Annotated in this window: 6 protein-coding genes; 2 read left to right on the top strand and 4 right to left on the bottom strand. The window is 38.8% G+C overall.

The features are described 5' to 3' along the window. Nucleotides 1-6 precede the first annotated feature (6 nt). Together CL42_RS15480 and rpoD are read right to left on the bottom strand one after the other, a co-directional pair. On the bottom strand, nt 7-294 hold the full coding sequence (locus tag CL42_RS15480) for a YbeD family protein (RefSeq protein ID WP_035270687.1): 288 nt from the start codon (nt 292-294) through the stop codon (nt 7-9). 127 nt (nt 295-421) lie between these two features. Further along, nucleotides 422-2,359, bottom strand: a complete 1,938-nt coding sequence (rpoD, locus tag CL42_RS15485) for an RNA polymerase sigma factor RpoD (protein WP_228133303.1) — start codon at nt 2,357-2,359, stop codon at nt 422-424. A 297-nt stretch (nt 2,360-2,656) separates the two neighbouring features. On the opposite strand from rpoD, the gene CL42_RS15490 reads away from it, so the two are divergent. Together CL42_RS15490 and CL42_RS15495 are read left to right on the top strand one after the other, a co-directional pair. Beyond that, entirely contained in the window at nt 2,657-2,863 is a 207-nt protein-coding gene (locus CL42_RS15490) for a PA3496 family putative envelope integrity protein (protein ID WP_035270675.1), read from the top strand. Between the two features lie 66 nt (nt 2,864-2,929). Then, a complete protein-coding gene (locus CL42_RS15495; RefSeq protein WP_035270683.1) occupies nt 2,930-3,454 on the top strand; it encodes a YecA family protein in 525 nt (174 codons plus the stop codon). Between the two features lie 26 nt (nt 3,455-3,480). Here the strand turns inward: CL42_RS15495 and CL42_RS15500 are convergent, their stop codons facing one another. Beyond that, a complete protein-coding gene (locus tag CL42_RS15500) occupies nt 3,481-4,089 on the bottom strand; it encodes a DedA family protein (RefSeq protein WP_035270685.1) in 609 nt (202 codons plus the stop codon). Between the two features lie 67 nt (nt 4,090-4,156). Further along, nucleotides 4,157-4,423: hypothetical protein (locus tag CL42_RS17460; RefSeq protein ID WP_212771608.1), on the bottom strand; the 267-nt coding region annotated here is incomplete at its 5' end.

A 4,423-nucleotide genomic window follows, 5' to 3' on the forward strand; every position in this document is an offset into this window, starting at 1 on the left:
TTTTTATTAAAGTGCAGTTTTAATTAAAGGGCAAGCAGCCAAGTCTGCATATACTTGATGTACTTGCTCAAGCTCTTCAAAACGAAGTTGCGCAGTAATTGAATGATACTTGCCTGTACGCGATGGTGTCACTGTCATTGCATTCCCATCAAAATCAGGGAAATGTTTAACAAAAATGTCATTCACGGCTTTGCGTAAATCCTCACCTGCAAGACCAATCAATTTAATTGGATAATCCATCGGAAACACCCAAAGATGTTCTTGTAGTTCGCGTGATGGAGTGCGATCGATCATGTCAGTCATAGGACACCTCATTAGTAAAAATACCTGCTAGGCGCAGGTATTTAGAATTATTTGCTACATGCTTTATATTATGGGGGAGTGTCCCCCATATTCAAGCCTGTATTATCCTATGGATAGATTAGTCATTCTCAAGGAACGAGCGTAAATGTTCAGAACGCGATGGATGACGTAATTTACGTAACGCTTTTGCTTCGATCTGTCGAATACGTTCGCGTGTTACATCAAACTGTTTACCAACTTCTTCCAACGTGTGGTCCGTCGGCATATCAATACCAAAACGCATCTTCAAGACTTTAGCTTCACGTTCAGTGAGGTTTTCAAGTACCTCACGTGTTGCTTCTTTCAAGCCTTCTGAAGTTGCAGCATCAACTGGTGAAGTGATGTTACCATCTTCAATGAAGTCACCAAGATGTGAGTCTTCATCATCACCGATCGGTGTCTCCATCGAAATTGGTTCTTTAGCGATCTTAAGCACTTTACGAACTTTGACTTCATCCATTTCAAGGCGTTCACCTAACTCTTCAGGCGTAGGTTCACGTCCCATTTCTTGAAGCAATTGACGAGATACGCGGTTGATCTTGTTAATGGTTTCAATCATATGTACAGGGATACGAATCGTACGTGCTTGGTCAGCAATTGAACGTGTAATCGCCTGACGAATCCACCAAGTTGCATAAGTCGAGAACTTATAACCACGACGGTATTCAAACTTATCTACGGCTTTCATCAAGCCAATGTTACCTTCCTGAATCAGATCGAGGAACTGTAAACCACGGTTGGTATATTTTTTCGCGATGGAGATTACCAAACGTAAGTTCGCCTCAACCATTTCTTTTTTAGCACGACGTGCTTTTGCTTCACCAATCGCCATACGTTTAGAAATATCTTTAATTTCACGTACAGTAAGGTCGAGATCTTTTTCGATATCAGCGATTTTTTGTTGGAAAGCAAGAACGTCAGGGCGTACTTTCTCTAAGTATGGTTTTTGGTCAGCAGTGGCTTTAGCAATTTGCTCATCTAACCAAGCTGGATTTGATTCTTGACCAGGGAACGTTGTACGGAATTGAGTACGATCCATACGACCACGACGAACTGCGTAGCGCATTACTTCACGTTCTGCTGTACGAATTTGTTCATGCGTGCCACGAATCATTTCAGAAATGATGTCAAACAAACGTGGTGTGAACTTAAACATCATAAAGACGGTTGCGAGCGACTCAAGAGCTGCTTTACCTTCTTTACTGTTACGACCATGTTTTGCGATCGCATCTTTAGTCGCATTCCACGCAGCTTCTAGCTCTGCAAAACGCACTTTGGCGATTTCAGGGTCTGGACCTGAATCACCCTCAGAATCATCATCACTTTCAGACTCTTCTTCATCATCGTCATCAAGTTTTACATCTTTAGTTGGTTTAGTCTCTGTTTCTTCTTCAAGATCAGCATCAACTTCTTCTAAAACTTCTGGAATTTCTTCATCAGACTCTGGATCTAAATAGCCTGAAAGGATATCGGCTAAACGACGCTCGCCAGTTTCGTAATCTTTATATTCTTGTAATACAACTTCAACCGCATTTGGCCAATAAGCAATTGAGTTTAAAACGTCACGAATACCTTCTTCGATACGTTTTGCAATCTGAATTTCGCCTTCACGAGTCAACAGTTCAACTGTTCCCATTTCTCGCATATACATACGAACAGGGTCAGTTGTACGACCAGGCTCATTTTCTACAGATGCTAAAACTGCAGCTGCTTCTTCTTCAGCAACTTCGTCAGTCGTTTCTGCGCTACTACCATCAAACATTGCATCGTCAGATTCTGGCGCACGTTCGTGTACAGGAATACCGACGTCTTGAAGCATCTGAATGATATCTTCAATCTGTTCGCTTTCAGTGATCGAGTCTGGGAGATGATCGTTAACCTCAGCGTAGGTTAAGTAACCTTGTTCTTTGCCTCGGCTAATCAGAGCCGCTACTTGTGAAGTAGGGGAATGCATATCGCTCATCTTTGCTCTCTTCTCGTTGAATCTGTGGCGGGGAAAAACCGTGCATTCTAGCACAATTAACTTATCTTTAGTATGGTATTAACTCAGTATAATTGGTTTTGAAAACCAATGAATTAAGCTATTTAAGTCAATATTGGGTCAAAATTGTTCATTTCAAGCACATCATGCTTTTTATTTTAAACCAGCAATAAGGATTTGATCCTTGATTAAATAATGACATATTTTTTTGTCCAAAATAAACTAAAATTTGTATAAATATCAGCGAAAAATAAAATAAAACTTGACAAGTATTCTGAACAAAGATAAATAGCGCCTAGCCCCATTCATTTTTTCACACATGAGGTAGTTTTAGTGTCTTCTACAGATTTTGAACTAGATGATAACTACGGTGATGATGATGTTAGTTTTGATGAAACTACGAGCAAAATTAGCGCCAAAGAATCATTAGAAAAGCGTCGCTTGATTGATGACTTACTTGCACAGCGTCGTTTAGATCGTGAATTGAAAGATCTTGAATATGATTTTGAAGATGATGATTTCGACGATGATGAAGACTAAATTAGATTGGGTATCCTGATCTAAAATGTTATTCTACGGAATTAAGATACAACCTTTGGAAATACAATGAGTGCATTAGATTTAGACTTGTTAAGTGACTACTTAGATGGCGACCAAAATGAGCATGGTCTAGATTTTGCTGCAACTCATGGTTTTTTGTGTGCGACAGCTGTAGGTCCTCATTTTGATCGTTGGTTGGATGAGTTATTTGACAATAATCAAAAGAAAGTGCCTGCAGAGATCGTAGCTCAAATTAAACTTTGGTTAGAAGATTTACGTCAAAAACTTGCCAATGAAGAAGGTATTGAATTTCCTTTTGAAATTGAAGAAGCAGATGTAGAGTCAAGCCTTGGGGATTGGAGTGTAGGCTTTGTCGATGCAATGTTCTTAAATGAAGATGCATGGTTCACACCTGAGTTTGAAGAGCAATTGGTTGATCTCACTCTGCCAATCATGGTGTTTAGTGGAGTTGACGAAGAAGATCCTCAAATGGAGTCTTTCCGCCGTAACGGTCAATTGATGGATGAGCTTGCAGAAGAAATTCCAGATAACTTGAATGAATTGTATTTGATGTATCACACGCCGAACTAATTAAAAAGCACCGTAAGGTGCTTTTTTTATTTTGAGTGCTTTCTTTTTTGTCTGCGGTACACAATCCAAATGATTATGCTGATCACAATAGCAATAATTAGATAGCTGACTTGGCTAAATATTTTGTGCATCATTTCAGTATTATTTCCAAAATAATAACCCACATATGCTAAAAAGGTAGTCCATATAATCGTGCCTAAACCACTATAAAACATAAACTTTGCAAAAGGCATTTTGCTCATGCCTGCAGGTATGCTAATCAGAGATCGTACTGCTGGAACCATACGTCCAAAAAAAACGATTCGATGTCCATATCTTTCAAACCATTCTAATGATTTATCAACATCAGCTACTTTAATAAATAAATACTTTCCATATTTATCAACGAATGCATAGAGCTTTTGATCAGAGATCTTACGTCCTAACCAATACAGCGTAGCGGCAGCTAAGAGCGAACCTATACTTCCTGAAATAATGACACCGATCAAAAGTAATTGACCCTGAGAAGCGGTATAGCCAGCTGAAGGCATAATAATCTCAGAGGGTATAGGTGGAAACACATTATCGAGAAACATCAATAGAGCAATGCCGAAATAGCCCAATTGCTCCATCACTGAAATGATCCAATCTTTCATAAGTGATTTGTATTTTAAAGTTAAACCTATGCTAGATGTTTTTAGGAAAAAATACAGTGAAATTAAGTTAATGCATTAATTCAGGATGTTGAATTTGTATAAGTGTATGAACATAGACTTCTCGTAGGATATAGCTGACGAGAAGGGGAGCTATGCTGATGATGAAGATAAGACTCATTGAATTTCTCATCTGAAAACCGATTGCTAAAGCAATAATTGCGCCGATACAAGCACCTAACGTTACGATAAAATAATGGGATTGGTTACGTATATGCAATTTAACACCAGAATTATGTGAATCGATATATGTAAATTTTAAATGTGTCGGTACAGA

Source organism: Acinetobacter sp. Ver3, from assembly GCF_000632455.1.
Taxonomy (GTDB): domain Bacteria; phylum Pseudomonadota; class Gammaproteobacteria; order Pseudomonadales; family Moraxellaceae; genus Acinetobacter.